General features: G+C 71.5%; 18 protein-coding genes. 5 read left to right on the forward strand and 13 right to left on the reverse strand.

Going from position 1 to position 19,767, the window contains the following annotated elements; all coding sequences use genetic code 11:
• Positions 1-268: 268 nt before the first annotated feature.
• The 5 genes from O7607_RS08765 to O7607_RS08785 all read right to left on the reverse strand — a co-directional run bounded on the left by O7607_RS08765 (position 269) and on the right by O7607_RS08785 (position 6,527).
• Complete coding sequence (locus O7607_RS08765) at positions 269-610, reverse strand: hypothetical protein (protein WP_269702305.1); 342 nt, start codon at positions 608-610, stop codon at positions 269-271.
• A gap of 167 nt (positions 611-777) precedes the next feature.
• Positions 778-2,589 carry a glycoside hydrolase family 13 protein gene (locus O7607_RS08770; protein ID WP_269702306.1) on the reverse strand — a complete coding sequence of 604 codons (1,812 nt, stop codon included), beginning with the start codon at positions 2,587-2,589 and terminating at the stop codon, positions 778-780.
• Between the two features lie 142 nt (positions 2,590-2,731).
• Complete coding sequence (locus O7607_RS08775; RefSeq protein ID WP_269702308.1) at positions 2,732-3,637, reverse strand: sugar ABC transporter permease; 906 nt, start codon at positions 3,635-3,637, stop codon at positions 2,732-2,734.
• A complete protein-coding gene (locus tag O7607_RS08780; RefSeq protein WP_269702310.1) occupies positions 3,634-5,277 on the reverse strand; it encodes an ABC transporter permease subunit in 1,644 nt (547 codons plus the stop codon). Before O7607_RS08780 ends, O7607_RS08775 begins: the two co-directional genes overlap by 4 nt.
• Entirely contained in the window at positions 5,277-6,527 is a 1,251-nt protein-coding gene (locus O7607_RS08785) for a sugar ABC transporter substrate-binding protein (protein ID WP_269702311.1), read from the reverse strand. The genes O7607_RS08780 and O7607_RS08785 overlap by 1 nt, the downstream gene beginning before the upstream one ends.
• A 199-nt stretch (positions 6,528-6,726) precedes the next feature.
• Between O7607_RS08785 and O7607_RS08790 the strand changes: the two genes are divergently transcribed.
• The 3 genes from O7607_RS08790 to O7607_RS08800 all read left to right on the forward strand — a co-directional run bounded on the left by O7607_RS08790 (position 6,727) and on the right by O7607_RS08800 (position 10,558).
• Positions 6,727-7,803, forward strand: a complete 1,077-nt coding sequence (locus O7607_RS08790) for a LacI family DNA-binding transcriptional regulator (RefSeq protein WP_269702313.1) — start codon at positions 6,727-6,729, stop codon at positions 7,801-7,803.
• 597 nt (positions 7,804-8,400) lie between these two features.
• Positions 8,401-10,035 carry a glycoside hydrolase family 13 protein gene (locus O7607_RS08795; RefSeq protein ID WP_269702314.1) on the forward strand — a complete coding sequence of 545 codons (1,635 nt, stop codon included), beginning with the start codon at positions 8,401-8,403 and terminating at the stop codon, positions 10,033-10,035.
• 160 nt (positions 10,036-10,195) lie between these two features.
• Positions 10,196-10,558, forward strand: coding sequence for a VOC family protein (locus tag O7607_RS08800; RefSeq protein WP_269702315.1), 363 nt, complete (start codon positions 10,196-10,198; stop codon positions 10,556-10,558).
• A gap of 6 nt (positions 10,559-10,564) precedes the next feature.
• On the opposite strand, the gene O7607_RS08805 is transcribed toward O7607_RS08800, so the two are convergent.
• From O7607_RS08805 to O7607_RS08830, 6 genes are all read right to left on the reverse strand, one after another.
• Entirely contained in the window at positions 10,565-11,008 is a 444-nt protein-coding gene (locus O7607_RS08805; protein WP_269702317.1) for a hypothetical protein, read from the reverse strand.
• 73 nt (positions 11,009-11,081) lie between these two features.
• Complete coding sequence (locus tag O7607_RS08810) at positions 11,082-11,456, reverse strand: GntR family transcriptional regulator (protein WP_269702319.1); 375 nt, start codon at positions 11,454-11,456, stop codon at positions 11,082-11,084.
• Entirely contained in the window at positions 11,453-12,394 is a 942-nt protein-coding gene (locus O7607_RS08815) for a YhjD/YihY/BrkB family envelope integrity protein (protein ID WP_269702321.1), read from the reverse strand. The genes O7607_RS08810 and O7607_RS08815 overlap by 4 nt, the downstream gene beginning before the upstream one ends.
• A gap of 56 nt (positions 12,395-12,450) precedes the next feature.
• On the reverse strand, positions 12,451-13,038 hold the full coding sequence (locus O7607_RS08820) for a 2'-5' RNA ligase family protein (RefSeq protein ID WP_433494975.1): 588 nt from the start codon (positions 13,036-13,038) through the stop codon (positions 12,451-12,453).
• 22 nt (positions 13,039-13,060) lie between these two features.
• On the reverse strand, positions 13,061-14,086 hold the full coding sequence (gene trpS / locus O7607_RS08825) for a tryptophan--tRNA ligase (RefSeq protein ID WP_269702323.1): 1,026 nt from the start codon (positions 14,084-14,086) through the stop codon (positions 13,061-13,063).
• A 33-nt stretch (positions 14,087-14,119) separates the two neighbouring features.
• Positions 14,120-15,136: a hemolysin family protein gene (locus tag O7607_RS08830; protein ID WP_269702325.1), complete on the reverse strand. Its 1,017-nt coding sequence runs from the start codon at positions 15,134-15,136 to the stop codon at positions 14,120-14,122.
• Positions 15,137-15,314: 178 nt separating this feature from the next.
• Between O7607_RS08830 and galE the strand changes: the two genes are divergently transcribed.
• Together galE and galK are read left to right on the forward strand one after the other, a co-directional pair.
• Positions 15,315-16,301, forward strand: coding sequence for a UDP-glucose 4-epimerase GalE (gene galE / locus O7607_RS08835; RefSeq protein ID WP_269702326.1), 987 nt, complete (start codon positions 15,315-15,317; stop codon positions 16,299-16,301).
• Positions 16,298-17,449 carry a galactokinase gene (galK, locus tag O7607_RS08840; protein WP_269702328.1) on the forward strand — a complete coding sequence of 384 codons (1,152 nt, stop codon included), beginning with the start codon at positions 16,298-16,300 and terminating at the stop codon, positions 17,447-17,449. The genes galE and galK overlap by 4 nt, the downstream gene beginning before the upstream one ends.
• Positions 17,450-17,538: 89 nt before the next feature.
• On the opposite strand, the gene O7607_RS08845 is transcribed toward galK, so the two are convergent.
• Together O7607_RS08845 and cysD are read right to left on the reverse strand one after the other, a co-directional pair.
• Positions 17,539-18,840: a sulfate adenylyltransferase subunit 1 gene (locus O7607_RS08845; protein ID WP_269702330.1), complete on the reverse strand. Its 1,302-nt coding sequence runs from the start codon at positions 18,838-18,840 to the stop codon at positions 17,539-17,541.
• Positions 18,840-19,751 (reverse strand): sulfate adenylyltransferase subunit CysD, encoded by a 912-nt coding sequence (cysD, locus tag O7607_RS08850; protein WP_269702332.1) that lies wholly within the window; start codon positions 19,749-19,751, stop codon positions 18,840-18,842. Before cysD ends, O7607_RS08845 begins: the two co-directional genes overlap by 1 nt.
• Positions 19,752-19,767 lie beyond the last annotated feature (16 nt).

Below are 19,767 nucleotides of genomic sequence, written 5' to 3' on the forward strand. Positions count from 1 at the left end.
AGAGCGCAAGACGTCTCCTTCCCCTTGCACCCCGCGTCGTGCGCGGTGTGCAGCCCTTTCGCCGGCCTGCGGTGTGCCGCCGGCGTCCCACGTTACGGACGGGAGCGTACGCCCGCGCCCACCCACCGGCCGACAATCGTGCACGACTGTTGAGCGTCCGTTACCCCGGCGTAACCCTTGGGTGGGGCACGTCACTTCTCCGGCCGGTAGGCGTGCGCGGTGGTGTCGCGAACGTCCGTTTTCCCGAGCTTCCCCGACTCGCGGCGAACTAACGCCAGAACACCGCGACGGCCGCGTTGACCAGCGTCAACCCGACGATCGCGAGGAAGTGGCCACGGTTGACGGTCTCCCGCTTACGGGAGAAGAAGACCATGACGAAGATGAGCAGCGCGAGCACCAACTTGGTAACAAGTTTCGCCGGGGCGGGCTCGTCCCCGTCGCGCAGCGGAGCGGACAGCCCGATGCCGGTGAGCACCTGGATGATCGCGCCCCAGAGCATGGCCGCGTTGATGCGCAGCTTGCCGGTGACGTACTGGGCGATCCCGCCGCCGAGCAGCAGCGCGAAACCGATCAGATGGACGTAGAGAAGAATCAGTCGAAGAGCTTCCACGCGCCCCATCCTCTCCCATCAACGACGCAACGTAGTAGTCACCCCGCCGACCTGCCGTCATACCGTGACCACCCTCCCCCGCGATCTTGCAGTTTCCGCCCCGGCATCCGGGACGAAAGCCGCGCGACACGGGCCGGAACCGCAAGATCGCGGGGTGGGGACAGGGGTCAGCGGAGGCGCCAGACCTGGAACGTGGGGCCCTCGGCCGGGAGGGTCACCGTGCCCTCGGCGTCGGGGTGGAGGGCGGGGGCGTTGCCGTAGACGTTGTCTGCGGCGCCCACGCCGGTCAGGCGGACCGGGGTGCCTGCGGCGCGTCTCGCCAGCACCAGCACCGTCGACGTGGCCGACTCGCGCAGGAAGACGAGCGTGTCCGCGTCGGCGTGCACCCACCGCAGGCCGCCGTGCCGCAGCGCCGGCTCGTCGCGGCGCAGCGTCAGCAACGACCGGTACGCCTCGAACGTGCGCCGGTCCCAGCTCTGGGGCCGGTGCCACGGCATCGGGGTACGCGAGCCCTCCCCGTTCGTACCGGTCAGGCCCAGCTCGTCCCCGGCGAACACCACGGGCGTACCGGGCATGGTGGCGAGCAGTCCGGCCGCGACCTCCTGCCGGGCCGCGTCGCCGACCACGGTGCGGATCCGGGCCGAGTCGTGCGAGCCGAGCAGCTGCCACGAGTGCGTGTACGACCGCCAGGACACCAGCGACCGGTACGTGTTCATGGTGGCGAGCACCGCGCCCGCGTCGCGCCGCCGTACCCCGCCCGGGGTGCCGAGGAAGTTCGGCACCGGGTCGTCGCCGTGGCGCAGCCAGGACCAGACCGGGTCGGTGAAGCCGACGTAGTTCATCGTCCCGTGCCAGCCGTCGCGGTCCAGGTCACCGGTGTGGTCGTGGCCGTGCTCAGCGAGCAGCAGCCCGTCCGGCCGGGTATCGGCGACCACCTCGCGCAGCAGCCGCGCCACCTCGTGGGTGTACGCGTCCGCACCCCGCCGCCCGGTCATGTTCGCCACGTCGACCCGCCAGCCGTCCAGCCCGTACGGCGGGCGCAGCCAGCGGCGCAGCAGCGAGTCCTCGGCGGTGGCGAACCGGCGGCGCAGTTCCTTGCTGCCCCAGTTCAGCTTCGGCAGCGACTTCACCCCGTTCCACGACTCGTAGTCCGAGCCGGGCAGGTCGAAGTAGTACAGGTCGCGCTCCGGCGCGTGCACGTCGGAGACGGCGGCGGTGAACCAGTCGTGGGCGTCGCCGGTGTGGTTGCTGGTGATGTCGCCCAGCAGCCGCCAGCCCCGGGCGTGCACCGCGTCGGCGAGCCGGGCCAGCGCCGCGTCGCCGCCGAGCAGCGGGTCGACGGTGTCGAAGCTCGACGCGTCGTACCTGTGGTTGGAGCGGGCCGGGAAGACCGGCGTGAGGTAGACGGTGTTGACGCCGAGCCGGTCCAGGTGGTCCAGGTGTTCGGTGACGCCGTCGAGGTCGCCGCCGTAGAACTGGCGGGGCGTCTCCGGGCCGCGACCGATGACCGGGGTGTCCCAGTCGCATCCGATGGCCCAGTCCGGCACGGTCCGGCCGTCGGCGGCGGCCGAGCGGGCGAACCGGTCCGGGAAGATCTGATAGATCACCGCGTCGCGGGCCCAGGCCGGCGGCGGGGCGTAGCTGACCAGCTTGAAGTCGCCGTTGTCCGGCACGTCGTGCCCGGCCAGGCCGGCGGCGTTGAGCCAGCGGGTGCCGCGTTCGCCGTCGAGCAGGAAGCGGTAGTTGCTGACCGGGTTGCGGACCTCGACGTCGGCCCGCCACCACACGTCGCCGTTCTCGGTGCGGTCGACCCGCGCCTCGGCGAAGCGCGGCTCGCCGTCGCCGGTGGTGCGGACGTGCACCTGGGAGACGCCGGAGCCGGCCGGCACCCGCACGAAGACGGGGACGGTCTGGCCGAGCGCGGGCTCCTGCTCCGGGACGTAGGTGGCGGAGCCGTCGTGGTGCGGCTGAAGGGACATGGCGCTGCCTTTCGCGTCGTACCGACAGGGAGAGGGGGCGGGCACCCGCCGCGGCCGGTTCACCCGACCGCGGCGGTCCGCCCGAGAACCGCTCCGGTGTACGCCGACACGACGCCCTTGCCGCAGCGTGAGCCGAGGAGGCTCAGCCCTTTACCGCTCCGGAGGTGAGTCCGGAGACGATGTAGCGCTGGAGCAGTTGGAACACCAGCACCGTCGGGATCGCGGTGAGCAGCGTGCCCGCCGCGAACATCCCGAAGTTGTTGTTGCGCTCGCCGGCCACCAGGCCGTACATGCCGACCGCGAGCGTCTTCGCCTCGGGTTCGGTGAGGAACACGTTGGCGATGATGAACTCGTTGATCGACCCGATGAACGCGAGCAGGCCGGTCACCGCCAGGATCGGCGCCACCAGCGGCAGCATGATCCGGAAGAAGACCTGCACGTGCGACGCGCCGTCCATGGTCGCCGACTCGTCCAGCTCCTTCGGCAGCGTGTCGAAGAAGCCCTTCATCAGCCAGGTGTTCGCGCCCAGCGCGCCACCCATGTAGAGCAGGAACAGGCCCCACGGGGTGTTGAACCCGATCGACGGGTAGAGGTCGGTGAGCGTGGTGAAGATCAGGAAGATCGCCACGATCGCCAGGAACTGCGGGAACATCTGGATCAGCAGCAGCGCGAGCAGGCCGACCCGCCGCCCGGCGAAACGCATCCGCGAGAACGCGTACGCCGCGAGCGACGACAGGAAGATCGACGCGAAGCTGGCCACGCCCGCCAGCAGCAGCGAGTTGAGGAACCAGTGGGCGAACGGGGTCTGATCGAACAGGTTCGTGAAGTTCTCCAGCGACGCCCCGGTCGGCAGCAGCTCGGTGGAGGAGAGCGTGCCGAGCGGGTTGAACGCCGCCGAGATCACGAACAGGATCGGGAAGAGGCTGAACGCCACCGCCAGCACTCCGACCACGTGCCGCCAGCCGACCTGCGCGAACCAGCGTCCACGCGACCGGCGGGCCGGCCCGCGGGTGGCAGTGGGTGCGGGCGTCTCCGCGATGGTGGTCACGAGTACACCTCCTCCTGCTTGCGGGTCCGCCGGAAGCTGATCGCCGAGACCGTCGCCACGATCGCGAAGATGAAGATCGAGACGGTGGCGGCCAGGCCGAACTCGGCGCCCTGTGCGCCGAACGCGAGCCGGTACGTGTAGGTGATCAGCAGGTCGGTGGCACCGTTACGCGGGTTGTCCGGCGCGAACGGTCCGCCCTCTGTGGTGAACAGGATCGCGTTGACGTTGTTGAAGTTGAACGCGAACGACGCGATCAGCAGCGGCGAGAGCGCGACCAGCAGCAGCGGCAGGGTGACCGCCCGGAACGACTGCCAGGGCGACGCGCCGTCGACCGAGGTCGCCTCGGTCAGCTCCCGTGGGATGGCCTGCAACGCGCCGGTGGCCACCAGGAACATGTACGGGTAGCCGAGCCACAACTGCACCAGCAGCACCGCGATCCGGGCCGACCAGTTGCCGCCGAACCAGTCGACGTTCAGCCCGAACAGGTTGTTGAGCAGGCCGAAGTCGGTGTTGAACATGTCCCGCCAGATCAGCAGCATCGCGAACGACGGCATGGCGTACGGCAGGATCAGCAGCACCCGGTAGAAGTTCGTCCCGCGCATCCGGGGTGAGTGCAGCGCGAGCGCGATGGCCATGCCGAGCAGGAACGTCAGGCCGGTGGAGCCGATCGCGAACGCGAAGTTCCAGGCGAGCGTGCCGAAGAACGGGCCGGAGATGTTCGGGTTGGTGAGCACGGTGCTGAAGTTCTTCAGCCCGACGTTGACCTTCCAGCCCTGGGCGAGGCGCTCGCCGTCGGCGGCGACGAAGGAGCCGGACTTCTCGTCGGCGGTCCACGTCTTGCCGGTCTCGCTGTCCTTGACGCAGTCGCACCCGGCGTCGTACGCCCGGACGGCCTTGCCCTCGTACGCCCGGGTCAGGCCGTTGGAGCGGATGGCGCCGTCGTCGGTGGGCACGATCAGCGCGGTGATCGCGTCGCTGCGACCGCTGGCCTGCCCGATGTTCAGCAGGGTGTAGCCGTCCGCGGCGGTGATCTTCCCGCTGAGGCTGCTCACCTCCACGTCGGCGGCGTCGAGCTTGCGCAGCCCGTCCGCGTCGCCGGCGAAGACCTCCTTGGTCTTCGGATCGCTGAGCAGGAAGATCAGCGACCCGGTCGCCGGGTCGCCCTTCGTGGCGATGGTGAGGTTGTACTCGGTCGAGCCGGGGACCTGCTTCACCGACGAGGTCTGCACGGCGACGATCGCCTCGTCCTTGCTGCCGCGGTGGCCGTCGCCGAAGTTCGTGAACGCGGTGCTCGCGGTGTAGAGCACCGGGAAGACCTGGAACGCGATCAGGAACAGCGTGCCGGGGACGAGGTACTTGGCCGGGATGTGCCGGCGGCTCAGGTAGAGGTAGAACAGGGCGGCGGTGGTGACCGCCAGGACGCCCAGCGCGAGCCAGTGCTCGGCCTCGATGAGCGGGAAGGCCGCCCAGATCGCGATCCCGGCCACCAGGCCGAGCAGGACCACCTTGACGACGAGGCCGGTCGCGGTGATCGGCGCGTGTTGCCGCGCGGTACGGGACGTGCGCGGGAGCCCACGGCGTACGGGCTCCCGGCCCGGGGCCTGCGGTGCAGACCCCGGGCCGGACAGCGGCGTGCTCATTACTTGATCTGACCCTGGATGGTCTTGCCAGCGGCCGTGATCGTCTTGGCCGGGTCGGCGCCGCCGATGATGGCGGCCTCCGCCTTGCCGAACGGGTCCCAGATCGCGGCCATGGCCGGGATGGCCGGGAGCACCTGGCCGTTCTTGCCGGCCTCGGAGAACTTGGCCAGGTCCGGGTCCTCGCCCTTGACCTGGTCGAAGGCGGCGGTCAGCGCCGGCGGGCGCGGCTCGGCCTTGTACAGCGCGACGGCCAGCTCGGGCTTGGTCACGTAATTGGTGACGAACTCCTGGGCCAGGGCCTTGTTCTTGCCCTTGGAGGCCACGTAGAACGCCTGGACGCCCACGAACGGCTGGGCCTCCTTGCCGCCGGCGAAGCCGGGGACCGGGGAGATGTCGTAGGAGATGTTGGCCTTCTTGGCGTCGGCCACGGCCCACGGGCCGGAGACCAGGAACGCGCACTTCTTGCCGGTGAAGGTGGCGATGGAGTTCTCGCCGGTGATGGAGCGCTTCAGCGCACCCTCGCCCTTCTCACCCAGCTTGGCGATCTTCTGGAAGGCAGCGATCGACTCCGGCTTGCCCACGCCCAGGTCCTTCGGGTCGTAGTCGCCGTTCGCCGCGGTGCCGAACAGGTAGCCGCCGCCCGAGGTGTAGAGCGGGTAGATGTGGTAGGCGTCGCCGTTCTGGCCGGACTGCAGGCACAGGATCTCGCTGGCCTTCTTCTCCGCCTTGAGCTTCTTGCCGGTGGCGACGAGGTCCTCGATCGTCTTCGGCGCCTCGGGGGCCAGCTCGGTGTTGCGGATCAGCGCGACGTTCTCGGTGGCGTAGGGCACGCCGTAGAGCTGGCCGTTGAACGTGACGGCCTTGATCGCGGTCTCGTTGAAGCCGGACTTCTGCTCGGCCGCGAGCTGCACCGGGTCGATGGCGCCGTTCTGGACCAGGTTGCCGATCCAGTCGTGCGCGCCGACCACGACGTCCGGGCCGCTGCCCTGCTGCGAGGCGGTGACGAAGTTGGTCTGCAGGTCCTTGGAGACGGCCTGGACCTCGACGGTCACGCCGTTCTCCTTGCCGAACTCCTCGGCGAACGGCTTGAGGGCGGCCGTGCGCTTGTCGTCGGCCCAGATGACCAGCTTGCCGCCGGTCGCCTTGGACTCGCCGGCGGCCGGCTTGTCGTCGCTGCCGCTGTCACCACAGCCGGAGGCGGCGAGCGCCAGGCCGAGGACGGCGACCACACCCGCGGTACGGATGCGCATCGGTACTCCTGTCGTCATGGCGGCCCGCCGGGGGAAGGGCGGCCCGCCAGTGGAAACCTCTGAAAGTTCTTGCTGACCGGCGCCGAGATGCTGCGCCGCTGCTCTCGCATGTTGCGGGGACGTTAGCAAGAGGTTGCAGAGAATGGAAGGGCTTGCAGAAGTGTACGCAAGACTTTGCCGTTGGGCTAAAGTGCCGCACATGCGCGCTCGACTGTCCGACATCGCCCAACAGGCTGAAGTCAGCGAGGCCACGGTGTCGCGGGTGCTCAACGACCGCCCCGGCGTGGCCCCCGAGACCCGGCAGGCGGTTCTCACCGCCCTCGATGTACTCGGCTACGAACGTCCCGCCCGGCTGCGCAAGCGCAGCGCCGGACTGGTCGGCCTGGTCGTGCCGGAGCTGGACAACCCGATCTTCCCGGCGTTCGCCCAGATCATCGAGTCCGCGCTCGCCCCCACCGGCTACACACCGGTGCTCTGCACGCAGACCCCGGGCGGCGTCCGCGAGGACGAGTACGTGGAGATGCTGCTGGACCGGCAGGTCTCCGGCATCGTCTTCGTCTCCGGCCTGCACGCCGACACCGCGGCGGACCACGACCGCTACCGCACGCTGCTGGCCCGGCCGCTGCCGATCGTCATGATCAACGGGTACGCCCCGGGCATCCCCGCGCCGTTCGTCTCCTGCGACGACAGGGAGTCCGCGGAACTCGCGGTCGCCCACCTCGTCGCGCTCGGGCACCGCCGGATCGGCCTGATCACCGGCCCGGACCGGTTCGTGCCGGTGCAGCGCAAGGTCGCCGGCTACAAGGCCGCGATGGGGCGCCTCACCGACATCACCTCCGACGAACTGGCCGAGCTGACCGAGCTGTCGCTGTTCGGCGTCGAGGGCGGCGAGGCCGCCGCCGGCCGGCTGATCGAGCGCGGCGTGACCGGGCTCGTCTGCGGCTCGGACCTGATGGCGCTCGGCGCGATCCGGGCCGCCCGCCAGCGCGGGCTGTCGGTGCCCGGCGACATCTCCGTGGTCGGGTACGACGACTCCCCGCTGATGGCGTTCACCGACCCGCCGCTGACCACAGTGCGCCAGCCGGTCGCCGCCATGGCGGTGGCGGCGGTGCGGGCCCTGGTCGACGAGATCAACGGGCACCCCTCACCGAACTCCGAGTACCTGTTCCGGCCCGAGCTGGTGGTGCGCGGCTCCACCGCGGTGACCCGCCCCGCCGACCCCCCGAAGCGCCAGCGCCCCACCACCCCCACCCCGCCCCTCCCCATCCCCGCCTGACCCCCGCGCGCCCCCCTTCCCCCTCCCCTCCGCACCCTCCCCGCCTCCCGGTTGATCAAGGAGTTCGCGTCCAAGTCGACCTCCCTCCCGGACACAAACCCCTTGATCACCGCCCCGGTCCAGCTCGACCCTCGACGCGTCGATCATGAAGTTGACGGCGACAAATCGGACGCCAATCACCGCCAACCTCATGATCACGCCACCCCGGCCGCGCCTACTGCGCGCGCACCCCTCCCCGTTGATCAAGGGGTTTGTGTCGGGGTTGATCTCCACTTGGGACACAAACTCCTTGATCACCGACCGCGGCGGCGGGTCGGTCCGGCAAGAGGCGGCCGGGTCGGGATGGCGATCATGAGGTTGGCGGGGGTTGGGGTCCGGAATGTCGGGGTTAACTTCATGATCGACTTCGAAGTGCGGAGGCGGCCGGGGGTGGCGGGTGTGGGTGTCTCGGGATTCGGGAGAGGGCCCTGGGGTGACGGCGGGTGATGGCTGTCATTTCTTGCGCAAGGAATGCTTGACTCTTGCAGGGCCGTGGCGGCATCCTTCTCAGACACCCTGCGCCGCACCAGAAGCCGCCACAGAACGGGATCGACAGCGATGACCTCCGCCCCCAGCACCACCCCACGCACCGCCGACGACGACTGGTGGCGGTCCGCTGTCGTCTACCAGGTGTACGTCCGCAGCTTCGCCGACGCGAACGCCGACGGTGTGGGTGACCTCCAGGGCATCCGGCAGCGCCTGCCGTACCTGCGCGACCTCGGCGTGGACGCGCTCTGGCTGACGCCGTTCTACACCTCGCCGCAGGTCGACGCCGGCTACGACGTGGCCGACTACCGGGACGTCGACCCGCTGTTCGGCAACCTGACCGACTTCGACGAGATGATCACCGACGCGCACGCGCTCGGCCTGCGGATCATCGTCGACATGGTGCCGAACCACACCTCCAGCGCGCACCCGTGGTTCACCGCGGCGCTCGCCGCCGGACCCGGTTCGCCGGAGCGTGAGCGCTACCTGTTCGCCGACGGCAAGGGCGAGCAGGGCGAGCTGCCGCCGAACGACTGGGAGAGCATCTTCGGCGGCCCGGCCTGGACGCGCGTGGTCGACGGCCAGTGGTACCTGCACCTGTTCGACCCGGCCCAGCCCGACCTGAACTGGCGCCACCCGGAGGTGCGGGCCGAGTTCGAGGACGTGCTGCGCTTCTGGCTGGACCGGGGCGTGGACGGTTTCCGGATCGACGTGGCGCACGGCATGATCAAGGCCGAGGGCCTGCCGGACGTCGGCTTCAACTCGATGACCACCGGCCAGCGCCAGTCCGAGCTGCTGGGCAAGGGCCGGCTGCCGTACTTCGACCAGGACGAGGTGCACGACATCTACCGCGCCTGGCGGCCGATCCTGGACAGCTACCCGGGCGGCCGGATGGCCGTGGCCGAGGCGTGGGCCGAGACGCCGCAGCGGCTGGCCCGCTACATCGGCCCGGACGAGCTGCACCAGGCGTTCAGCTTCGACTTCCTCGACGCCACCTGGTCGGCCGACTCGTTCCGCAAGGTGATCGACACGGCGCTGGCCGAGTCCACGATCGTGGGCGCGCCGACCACCTGGGTGCTCTCCAACCACGACCGGCAGCGGCACGTCACCCGGTACGGCGACGGCGAGGTCGGCCTGCGCCGCGCCCGCGCCGCCGCGCTGCTGATGTTCGCGCTGCCCGGCTGCGCGTACGTCTACCAGGGCGAGGAACTGGGCCTGCCGGAGGTGCTGGACCTCCCCGACGAGCTGCGTCAGGACCCGGCGTTCCGGCGTACCGGGGAGAGCCGGGACGGCTGCCGTGTGCCAATCCCGTGGGGCGGCGAGCTGCCCCCGTACGGCTTCGGGCCGGACGGCAGCGAGCTGAGCTGGCTGCCGGCGCCGGCGACCTGGCGGTCGCTGTCGGTGGCCGCCCAGACCGGTGCCGCCGGGTCGACGCTGGAGCTGTACCGGGCCGCGCTGCGCATCCGGCACGAGCATCCCGCGCTGGCCGGCCTGGACGGCATCACCTGGCTGGAGACCGAGCCCGGCGTCCTGGCGTTCCGCCGCACCGCCGGGGACGCCGAGGTGACGTGCGTGGTGAACATCAGCGGCGCCGAGGTGACGGTGAGCGGCCACGGCCGCCCGCTCGTCGCCAGCGCCGACCTCACCGAGCGGGGCGACGGGTACGTCCTGCCGGTGGACGCGGCTGCGTGGTTCGAACGGCGCTGAGCCGGGTAACCCGCCAACGACCTGGCCGTCCGTTGTGCCCCGCGCCGACGGGCGGCTGGGCTGCCGACCCCTTGTGGTGGGGGGTGAGGTGGCCCCGGCCCCTCGGGATGCGCTCCCGGGGGGCCGGTGTCCATCGGGGAGCACGGGGTACCACCGGGGGATGACCGCACACGTGGCGCAGTACACCCTCGACGTCACCGACCTGGACCTGATGGCCCGGTTCTGGTCGGCCGCCCTCGGCTACACCGTCTCCCAGGGCGGCGACGGCAACGCGAAGCTGTATCCGCCGCCCGGCCGGGCGGGCCCGACCGTCTGGTTGCAGGGCTGCGGCACGCCGAAACCGGGCAAGAACCGGCTCCACCTGGATCTGGTCGCCGACGGCGGCCAGGCCGCCGAGGTCGACCGGCTGATCGGGCTCGGTGCGCGCCGCGCCGACGTCGGCCAGACCGGCGCGGAGGGCTTCGTGGTGCTCGCCGACCCGGAGGACAACGAGTTCTGCGTGCTCGACGGGCCGCCGCGCTGAGCGTCCTCAGCCGCCCTTGGCGGTGAGCAGCGCGGCGATCCGGGCGAACCCGGCCCGGATCTCCTCCCGGTCGGGCGCCTTCGCCGGCTCGGGCTCCGGCTCACGCTCGGCGGCCAGCTCCAGCTCCTCGTCGATGACGTCCTCGAAGTCGCCGTAGAGGTCCGCCTGGTCGATCTCGGCCGCCTCGTCCTCGGCGGCGATCTGCGCGGCGGCGATCTCGCCGCGGATCTCCTCCGGCGTGAGCGCCGGCAGCAGCGGCTCCACCACCGCCATCAGCTGCTCGTCGGCCACCACCGCCTCGGCGAGCGCCAGCGCGTGCGGTCGCTCGTACGGGCCGCAGACCACCGGCTCCCAGTCGTCCTCGGCGCCGAGCGGGCCGAACGTGATGATCCACGGCAGGCCCCGGATCGGGGAGTCGTCCGGCAGGTCCAGTGTCACGAGTGCGCCCACCGGCCCATCATGGTCGCCGCGCGTCGGCCCGGGGAACGCAAACATCGGACTCTCCCCGCTTCGGGGACCACGCTCAGCCACGCGTACCGGCATCGAGCGCCGCACGGACCAGCGCGACCGCACGGTCCGGTGGGACGCCCAGGCGACGCGCCTCGTCGGCGTACCCGGCCGCGGCCCGCTGCAGCCGGTCGGTGGCGTCGTCCCGGCCGGGAGCCACCACCGTGCCGTGCCGGCCGCGCGTCTGGACCAGCCCGGCGCCCTCCAGTTCCCGGTACGCCCGCGCCACGGTGTTCACCGCCAGCCCCAGGTCGGCGGCGAGCTGCCGCACGGCCGGGAGCCGGGTGCCCACCGGCAGCCGCCCGTCGCCGATGCGCGCGGCGAACTGCGCCCGCACCTGCTCGTACGGCGGCACCGCCGAATCGGCGTCGATCCGGATCCGCGCGCTCATCCCGCCCCTCCCGGCGTCCCCGGTTCGGTTTCCTCGTCGAGCACGTCCGCCTCCACGTCCACCTCCCGGGCCCCGCCCTCGGCCAGGTCCACCACCCGGCCGTACCGGCTGGTGGCGGCGAGCGCGGCGCCGAAGAGCACCAACTGGTTGAGCAGGTAGAGATAGAGCAGCAGGCCCACGGCGGTGGCGACCACGGTGTACGCGGGGTTCCGCTCGGTGCGTACCACGTAGTAGCGCCCCACGGTGTTGAGCAGGGTGATCCCGACGGCGATGGTCAGAATCGCCGGGCGCAGCCGGCGCCGGCTCATCCGCAGCCGTGGCACCGCGAGCAGCAGCGCGGCGGCGAGCACGGCGTTGACGAGCACGCTCAGCACCGCGCTGACCGTGGTCAGGCCCACCGAGCCGGTGCTGCGCAGCAGGAAGCGCAGCAGCGACTCCAGCGCGTCCACTGCGGCGACCGAGACGAACAGCAGCACGAAGACCGCGACCAGCACGCCCAGGTCGACCAGGCGCCGCACCACCAGGTTGCCGGGCTGCTGGTTGAAGCCGTACATCAGCCGCTGCGAGGAGCGGATCGCCTCCACCCAGCCGATGCCGGTGAAGACCAGGATGACCAGGCCGACCACGCCGACGGTGCCGCTGCTCTCGGAGATCTGCGCCGGGTCGAGGAAGGGCAGGTTCTCCTCCAGGAAGTGCGCCGCGCCGCGACTGATCTCCTCGTTGTCCCGCAGCACCGCGCCGAAGATCCAGTACGCGACGAGCGCGAGCGCGAACACGGCGAAGAAGCCGTAGTACGCGATGGCGGCGGCGAGCCGCCCGGCGAGCAGGTCGGCGTAGAGCGTCCCGGCCCGCCAGACGTGGTCGAAGACCGACGAGCGGCTCCGGGCCGCGTCGATGCGGCGCCCCACCGCCGCCTCGATCCGGCCGAAGACGTTCACCCCGTCATCCTCGCCGATCTCCGCCCGTGACGGAGGTGGCCCGGCCGGTCGGATGTTCAGCTCCGGCCGCCGAGCCGGAAGTCGCGGCGGGGCTGCCACCGGGTCGCCCCGCTGTGCGAGAACAGCGTGAACGCGTCCACCTGGAACAACGCGGAGAAGTCCGCCAGATCCTCGTACGCCTTGTCGAGCACCTCGGGTGGCACGTCCTGCGCCACCGTGACGTGCGGGTGGTACGGGAAACGCAGCTCGCGGCGCAGCTCGGGAGCGGAGTTGATCGCGGCGGCCAGCAGTTCGCACTCGCTGATCCCGGCCGCCACGGCCACGAAGACCACCTGGGTGACCGGGCGGAACGTGCCGGTGCCGCGCAGGTGCAGCGTGAACGGCAGGTGCGTGGCGGCGACCCGGGCCAGGTGCTCCTCGACGGCGGGCAGCGCGCGTACCGGGATCTCGGTGGGCCCGAGGAGGGTGACATGCGCGGGGACGGCGAGCGGGTCGCCGGCCTCGACCCGGCGGCGGGTGAGCATCCCGCCCCAGGGCTCGGGGACGTCGACCGCGATCCCGATCTGGATCGTGTCCGCGCCGCCCGGCGCCGTGTCACTGCCCGCCACGTCGCGCGCCACCCCTCCGGCCACCGGCTGCGTCACCCGTCTCCGCCCGTCCGGGCCGTTACTCGAACCGCACCGGAGGGAAGAAGCCGACCCGCTCGTACACGTCCCGCAGCGTCCCGGCGGCCACCGCCCGGGCCTTCTCCGCGCCCCGCACGAGCAGTTTGTCGAGCTGGGCCGGGTCGTTGAGGTAGGCGTTCGTGCGTTCCTGGATCGGCGTGACGAACTCCCGCACCACCTCGGCGAGGTCCTTCTTCAGGTCGCCGTAGCCCTTGCCGTCGTACGCGGCGACCAGGTCGTCGATGGACCGGCCGGACAGCGCGGAGTAGATGGTGAGCAGGTTGCTGATGCCCGGCTTGCCCTCGGCGTCGAAGACGATCTCGCGGCCGGTGTCGGTGACCGCCGAGCGGATCTTCTTGGCCGAGCGGGCCGGGTCTTCCAGCAGGTCGATGATGCCGGCCGGGGAGGACGACGACTTCGACATCTTGGCCGTCGGGTCCTGCAGGTCGGTGATCTTCGCGGTGTCCTTCACGATGTGCGGGGCGGGCACGGTGAAGGTGCGGCCGAACAGCGAGTTGAAGCGCTGCGCCAGGTCGCGGGAGAGCTCCAGGTGCTGCCGCTGGTCCTCGCCGACCGGCACCGCGTTCGCCTGGTAGAGCAGGATGTCCGCGGCCTGGAGGATCGGGTAAGTGAACAGGCCGACGCTGGCCCGCTCGCTGCCCTGCTTCTGCGACTTGTCCTTGAACTGGGTCATCCGGCCGGCCTCGCCGAAACCGGTGATGCAGCCGAGCACCCAGGCCAGCTGCGAGTGCTCGGGCACCTGCGACTGCACGAACAGCGTGCTGCGCTCCGGGTCCAGGCCGAGCGCGAACAGCTGCGCGGCGGCCACCCGGCTGCGGCGCTTGAGCACCTTGGGATCGTGCCCGGCGGTGATCGCGTGCAGGTCGACGACGCAGTAGTAGGCGTCGTGGCTGTCCTGCAACGCCACCCAGTGCCGCAGCGCGCCCAGGTAGTTGCCGAGGTGGAACGAGTCGGCCGTCGGCTGGATGCCGGAGAAGACGCGCGGGCGGGCGGGTACGTCGGACATGGCGGCAATTCTGTCAGCAAGCCCCGGCGTCCGTCATGACGGGCCGGTGGATCGGGCGGGTACGGGCGGAAGCGGACCGTTCACCTCACGTCGGGGCTCGGGCAGCCGCGCGGCGGAGACCGCCAGGCGGGACACGCGGCGGCCGTCGAGCGTGAGCACCCGCAGCAGCCAGCCCGCCGGATCGGCGGGCACCGATCCGGTGGCCGGGTCGAGCGCCACCGGCACCTCGTCGCCCGCGACCGGCAGCCGGCCCAGCGCGGCCATCACGTACCCACCGACCGTCTCGTACGGCCCGGCGGGCAGCGACACCCCGGTGCGCTCGGCGAAGTCGGTCAGGTTGAGCCGGCCGTCGACGACCGCGGGCAGGCCGGCGGGTTCCGGTTCGAGCGGGCCGTGCTCGTCGTCCCGGATCTCCCCGACCAGCTCCTCGACCAGGTCCTCGCAGGTGACGATGCCGGCCGTGCCGCCGTACTCGTCGACGACGACGGCCAGGTGGTGGCCCTCCCGGCGCATCTCGGTGAGCGCCGCCAGCACGCGCTTGCTGTCCGGCAGGCGTTTCACCTCCCGGATCAGCTCGCCGACCAGCAACGGCCGGTCCGCGTCCGGACGCAGCAGCACGTCGCGCAGGTGCACCAGGCCGACCACGTCGTCGTGGGTGCCGTCGACCACCGGGTAGCGGGTGTGCGGGTCGGCCCGGACCAGCCGCTGCGCCTGTGCCAGCGGGAGCGCGGCGCTGAGGAAGACCACCTCGGTGCGGGGCACCATCACCTCGCGGACGAGCCGGGCGCCCGCGACCAGCACCTCGTCGATGATCCGCCGCTCGTCCGGGTCGAGCAGGGTGTTCGCCGCGACCAGGTCCCGCAGCTCGGCCTCGCTGATCCGCTCCCGCCCGGCGGTGGGGCTGGCCCCGAGCAGGTCGGTGACCAGGCGGGTGGCGCCGTCGGCACCGCGCACCACGAGACGGGCCACGGTGCGGGCCAGCGGGCCGGGTTCGCGTCGGGGCCGCCCCGACGGTCGCCGCCGGGGCCCGGGACCACCACCCTCCCGCATGAGAAGGATGGTAGACAGCGACCACCGTGCGCTCGGGGCGAATGTTCGGATCTGTTCAATCGTGAAGGATTATGATGGAATGGAGGACGGCTCGACTCGACAGCCGCGACACAGCCCCCGGCCGTAGGGTGAGCGCGGGACGGCCGCCGCGGGACGCGGCCCAGGCAGGAGGACCGACGTGAAACTGCTCGTCACCGGCGGCGCCGGCTACATCGGCAGCGTGGTGACCCGGATGCTGCTCGACCACGGCCACCAGGTGACCGTGCTGGACGACCTGCGCACCGGTCACCGGGAAGCCCTCGCCCCCGACGCCACCCACGTCGAGCTGCCGGTGCACGAGGCCGCCCAGGTGCTCACCCCCGACGCCGGGTTCGACGGCGTGCTGCACTTCGCCGCCCTGATCGCCGCCGGCGAGTCGATGATCCGCCCCGAGCTGTACTGGCACACCAACACCGTCGGCTCGATCGCGCTCATCGACGCGGTCCGCGCCGCCCGGGTGCCGCGGATGGTCTTCTCCTCCACCGCCGCCGTCTACGGCAACCCCACCGAGCTGCCCATCCCGGAGACCGCCGTCAAGGCCCCCACCAGCACCTACGGCGCCACCAAGCTGGCCGTCGACATGGCGCTCACCTCCGAGGCGATCGCGCACGACCTGGCCGCCGTCTCGCTGCGCTACTTCAACGTCGCCGGGGCGTACCTGCGCGACGGGCAGGCCATCGGCGAGCGGCACGACCCGGAGACGCACCTCATCCCGATCGCGCTCGACGTGGCCGCCGGCCGGCGGGAGAAGCTCCAGCTGTTCGGCGACGACTACCCCACCGTCGACGGCACCTGCGTCCGCGACTACATCCACGTCGAGGACCTGGCCCGCGCCCACCTGCTCGCGCTCGACGCCGCCACCCCGGGCCGGCACCGCATCTACAACCTGGGCAACGGCAACGGCTTCACCAACCGGCAGGTGGTCGACGTGGTCCGCGAGGTCACCGGGCATCCGGTACCGGTCGAGGTGGCCCCGCGCCGCGAGGGCGACCCGGCCGAGCTGGTCGCGTCCTCCGCGCTGGCCCGCGACGAGCTGGGCTGGACGCCGGCCAAGCCGACCCTGCACGACATGGTCGGCGACGCCTGGGCGTTCTACCGCGAGCACGTGGCGGGCCGGCCCTCATGAGCGTCGCCGACCGCGCCACCGCCGGCTTCCGGCAGCGGTACGGCGCCGAGCCGGCGGGCCGCTGGGCGGCTCCCGGCCGGGTCAACCTGATCGGCGAGCACACCGACTACAACGACGGCTTCGTGCTTCCCTTCGCGCTGCCGCTGCGTACCGTGGTCGCCGCCGCGCCCGCCCCCGACGGGCGCTGGACCGTCTGGTCGGAGCTGGACGACGAGCCGGTCGAGTTCGGCGCGGCGGAGGCCGACGAACCCGGCCGGGTCGACGGGTGGGCCGCCTACGTGGCCGGGGTGGTGTGGGCGCTGCGCGCCGACGGCCACGACGTGCCGGGCGCGCGGCTCGCCGTGGCCTCCGACGTGCCGGTCGGCTCCGGGCTCTCCTCGTCGGCGGCGATCGAGTCGGCGGTGCTGGCCGCCCTGGTCGACCTCGGCGGGCTCGACCTGCCCGCCGGTCGGTGGCCCCGGCTCGCGCAGCGGGCCGAGAACGACTACGTCGGCGCGCCCACCGGGATCATGGACCAGTCCGCGGTGATCCGCGGCCGGGCCGGGCACGCCCTGTTCCTCGACTGCCGCACCGAGGAGATCGAGCAGATCCCGTTCGACCTGGACGACGCCGGGCTGGCCGTGCTGGTGATCGACAGCCGGGCGCCGCACCGGCACGCGGACGGCGAGTACGCGGCCCGGCGCCGTAGCTGTGAGCAGGCCGCCGCGACGCTCGGGGTGACCGCGCTGCGCGACGTCGACGTGGCCGACCTCGACACCGCGCTGGCCCGCCTCGACGACGACGAGACCCGCCGCCGGGTGCGGCACGTGGTGACCGAGAACCAGCGGGTGCTCGACACCGTCGCGTTGCTGCGCGCCGGCCGGGTCCGCGAGACCGGTCCGCTGCTGACCGCCTCGCACGCCTCCATGCGCGACGACTTCGAGATCACCGTGCCGGAGATCGACACCGCGGTCGAGGCGGCGCTGGCCGCCGGGGCGTACGGCGCGCGGATGACCGGCGGTGGCTTCGGGGGCTGCGTGCTCGCCCTGGTCGACGCGGGCGCCGCCGACGCGGTGGCGGCCGCCGTCACCCAGGCGTACGCGAAGCGCGGCTTAACCGCCCCCGGCACGCTCACGGTGCTCCCGGCCGGCGGCGTCACCCGGCTGTAAGGAAGGGCCCCTTCTTAACGCCTGCGGTAGAGGAAGGGCCCCTTGTTAACAACAGCTGTCAACAAGGGGCCCTTCCTTGCACGCAGGGGTCAGCCGGCCTCGACGATCATGCCGGCACCGACCGTACGGTTCGTCGACTCGTCGATGATCACGAAGCCGCCGGTGGTGCGATTGCGCCGGTACTCGTCGGCGAGCAGCGGAACCGTGGTGCGCAGCCGCACCCGGCCGATCTCGTTGAGCTTCAGCTCAGCGGCCGTCTCGTCGCGGTGCAGCGAGTTGATGTCCAGCCGGTAGTGCAGCCCGCGCACGATCGCCCGCGCCGAGCGGGTCGTGTGCTTGATCGCGTACCTGCCGCCGACCTGCAACGGCCGCGTCTCGTCCATCCAGCAGACCATCGCCTCGATGTCCTGCACGGGCGTCGGGGCGTTGTTCGGCCGGCAGATCATGTCGCCGCGGGAAATGTCCAGCTCGTCGGTCAGCCGGACCGTCACCGACATCGGCGGGAACGCCTCGTCGACCGGGCCGTCGGCGGTCTCCACCGCGGCGATCCGGCTGGTGAACCCGGACGGCAGCACCATCACCTCGTCGCCCGGCTTGAGCACGCCCGAGGCCACCTGGCCGGCGTAACCCCGGTAGTCGGTGACGGTGGTGGACTGCGGCCGGATCACGTACTGCACCGGGAACCGCACGTCGACCAGGTTGCGGTCCGAGGCGATGTGCACCCGCTCCAGGTGGTGCAGCAGCGACGGGCCCTCGTACCAGGGCATGTTCTCCGAGCGGGTGACGATGTTGTCGCCCTGCAACGCGGAGACCGGCACCACTGTCAGGTCCGGCACGTCGAGCTTCGCGGCGAACGCGGTGAACTCGTCCGCGATCCGCTCGTAGACCTCCTGCGACCAGTCCACCAGGTCCATCTTGTTCACGCACAGGACCAGGTGCGGCACCCGCAGCAGCGAGCAGAGGAACGCGTGCCGGCGGGACTGCTCCACCAGGCCCTTGCGCGCGTCCACCAGGATCAGCGCCAGGTCGGCGGTGGAGGCGCCGGTGACCATGTTCCGGGTGTACTGGATGTGCCCCGGGGTGTCGGCGATGATGAACTTCCGCCGCGGGGTCGCGAAGTAGCGGTACGCCACGTCGATGGTGATGCCCTGCTCCCGCTCGGCGCGCAGGCCGTCGGTGAGCAGCGCCAGGTTGGTGTACTCGTCACCCCGCGCGGCGCTGACCGCCTCGACCGCGGCGAGCTGGTCGCTGAACAGCGACTTGGTGTCGTAGAGCAGACGGCCGATCAGCGTCGACTTGCCGTCGTCGACGCTGCCCGCGGTGGCGAACCGCAGCAGGTCCATCGGCCGGGTGGTGTCGCTCTCGGCCGGGGCCAGGGTCTCGACGCTCATCAGAAGTAGCCCTCTCGCTTGCGGTCCTCCATGGCGGCCTCGCTGACCCGGTCGTCGCCGCGGGTAGCGCCGCGCTCGGTGATCCGCGTGGCGGCCACCTCCTCGATCACCTTCTCCACCGTGTCGGCGTCCGAGCGGACCGCCGCGGTGCAGGAGGCGTCGCCCACGGTCCGGTACCGCACCTGTTCGGTGAACGGCTGCTCACCGGCGCGGGCCCGGAAGAACTCGTTCACCGCGTAGAGCATGCCGTCGCGCTCGATCACCTCGCGCTCGTGCGCGTAGTAGATCGACGGCAGCGGGATCCGCTCCCGCGCGATGTAGTGCCAGACGTCCAGCTCGGTCCAGTTCGACAGCGGGAACACCCGGATCGACTCGCCCGGGTGGTGCCGGCCGTTGTAGAGCGCCCACAGCTCGGGACGCTGGTTCTTCGGATCCCACTGGCCGAACTCGTCGCGGAAGCTGAACACCCGCTCCTTGGCCCGCGCCTTCTCCTCGTCGCGCCGGGCGCCGCCGAACAGCGCGTCGAAGCGGTGCTTCTCCACCGCCTCCAGCAGCACCGGCGTCTGGATCCGGTTGCGCATGCCGTCGGCGGACTCGCGGACCAGGCCCTTGTTCAGCGCCTCCGGCACGCTCGCCACGATGAGCTGCAGGCCCAGCTCGGCCACCCGCTGGTCGCGGTAGGCGAGCACCTCGGGGAAGTTGTGGCCGGTGTCCACGTGCATCACCGGGAAGGGGATGTTGGCCGGCGCGAACGCCTTCTGGGCCAACCGGAGCATCACGATCGAGTCCTTGCCGCCGGAGAACAGCAGCACGGGCCGTTCCATCTCGGCGACGACCTCACGCATCACGAAGATGCTCTCCGCCTCGAGCGCGTCGAGGTGCGACACCTGGTACGCGGCGGGGGACGTCATGACACGAACTCGATTC

The organism is Micromonospora sp. WMMA1949, from assembly GCF_027460145.1.
GTDB lineage: Bacteria > Actinomycetota > Actinomycetes > Mycobacteriales > Micromonosporaceae > Micromonospora.

Bases quoted from the DNA above. Each gene is read 5' to 3' on its own strand.
- O7607_RS08770 (WP_269702306.1), bottom strand. From the start codon at position 2,589: ATGTCCCTTCAGCCGCACCACGACGGCTCCGCCACCTACGTCCCGGAG.
- O7607_RS08780 (WP_269702310.1), bottom strand. From the start codon at position 5,277: ATGAGCACGCCGCTGTCCGGCCCGGGGTCTGCACCGCAGGCCCCGGGC.
- O7607_RS08785 (WP_269702311.1), bottom strand. From the start codon at position 6,527: ATGCGCATCCGTACCGCGGGTGTGGTCGCCGTCCTCGGCCTGGCGCTC.
- O7607_RS08790 (WP_269702313.1), top strand. From the start codon at position 6,727: ATGCGCGCTCGACTGTCCGACATCGCCCAACAGGCTGAAGTCAGCGAG.
- O7607_RS08795 (WP_269702314.1), top strand. From the start codon at position 8,401: ATGACCTCCGCCCCCAGCACCACCCCACGCACCGCCGACGACGACTGG.
- O7607_RS08800 (WP_269702315.1), top strand. From the start codon at position 10,196: ATGACCGCACACGTGGCGCAGTACACCCTCGACGTCACCGACCTGGAC.
- O7607_RS08810 (WP_269702319.1), bottom strand. From the start codon at position 11,456: ATGAGCGCGCGGATCCGGATCGACGCCGATTCGGCGGTGCCGCCGTAC.
- trpS (WP_269702323.1), bottom strand. From the start codon at position 14,086: ATGTCCGACGTACCCGCCCGCCCGCGCGTCTTCTCCGGCATCCAGCCG.
- O7607_RS08830 (WP_269702325.1), bottom strand. From the start codon at position 15,136: ATGCGGGAGGGTGGTGGTCCCGGGCCCCGGCGGCGACCGTCGGGGCGG.
- galK (WP_269702328.1), top strand. From the start codon at position 16,298: ATGAGCGTCGCCGACCGCGCCACCGCCGGCTTCCGGCAGCGGTACGGC.
- O7607_RS08845 (WP_269702330.1), bottom strand. From the start codon at position 18,840: ATGAGCGTCGAGACCCTGGCCCCGGCCGAGAGCGACACCACCCGGCCG.
- cysD (WP_269702332.1), bottom strand. From the start codon at position 19,751: ATGACGTCCCCCGCCGCGTACCAGGTGTCGCACCTCGACGCGCTCGAG.